Raw genomic sequence first — 1,008 nt, 5'->3', positions numbered from 1 at the left:
GCATGGCTGGTCGGGACATAAGGATTTTTCGGATGAATGACCAGCGACACGCCCATGGCTTCAAACGCCGCGCCTGCTAATTCAGGACGATGGGCCGTAGCAGAAGCCGGCATTTGGGTTCCCTTTACATGCGAGAAATTCACACCTGCCTGCTCGAATACTGCGCCGTTTTTCAATACGCGGGTTTCGCCGATACCCAGTTTCCCCGTCCATGCTTCATGCACAAATTTGGCTTCGCCATCTTCTTGCTCCAGCGCGGCGCAGATTTGGTTTTGCAGGGTTTTGAGAAGGGTTAGAACGGATTCTGTGTGCATGATATATCCTTGATGGTTTGTACTTACAAAATGACAGGGCGGAAGATGATTTAAGTTGTTGAAACTGTGTGTTATCTTTCTATTGCTTTGTTATGGGTAAATTTTTGCATGGGCCTATCTTGCAATCAAGCTTTACTCATCAGCAATAGATTGAAAGGTATCGATGATATTGCGATACCTTTCAGACGGCCTTGATTTATTCAGTAAAAAAAGTATGTGCGCCCAAATAGTTTTTGGCGTAGAACGGAGTGGAAAGTTTTTCGGTTTTGATGGTTTTGCCGCTGCTGGGTGCGTGGATAAATTCGCCGTTGCCGATGTAGAGGCCGACATGGGAATATTTGTGTGCGCCGCCGGTGTTGAAAAAGACAAGATCGCCGGCTTTTAATTTGCCGTCGGGAATTTTTCGGCTGGCTGCGGCCATATCGCGCGCGGTGCGTGGCAGATTGACGTTGAGGGCGTTTTTATAGACGAATTGGATCATGCCGCTGCAGTCAAAGCCTGTGGATGTCGTGCTGCCGCCCCATTTGTAGGGCGTGCCGATCAGGCCTAGGCCGTGAAGCATCAATTCCTGCGAACCTTGGGTGCGGTCGATATGGGAAATGCGGACAGGTTGGACTTTTCTGGCGGTTGTTTGCGGCTTGTGGGATTTGTGTTTGCTGGTGGTGCCGCAGGAGGCCAACAATAGGCTGGTGGT

The 1,008-nt window shown here is 49.9% G+C and carries 2 protein-coding genes; both read right to left on the bottom strand.

Annotation, left to right across the window (positions count from 1 at the left end):
- Nucleotides 1-314 (bottom strand): coproporphyrinogen III oxidase (locus ACTHS3_RS14635; RefSeq protein ID WP_440368329.1); only part of this gene is annotated, 314 nt, incomplete at its 3' end.
- A gap of 196 nt (nucleotides 315-510) precedes the next feature.
- The coding region (locus ACTHS3_RS14630; protein WP_440368328.1) for a C40 family peptidase at nucleotides 511-1,008 on the bottom strand (498 nt) is incomplete at its 5' end.

This window comes from Neisseria sp. P0009.S007, assembly GCF_051962515.1.
This window is presented reverse-complemented; position numbering and strand designations above follow the sequence as displayed.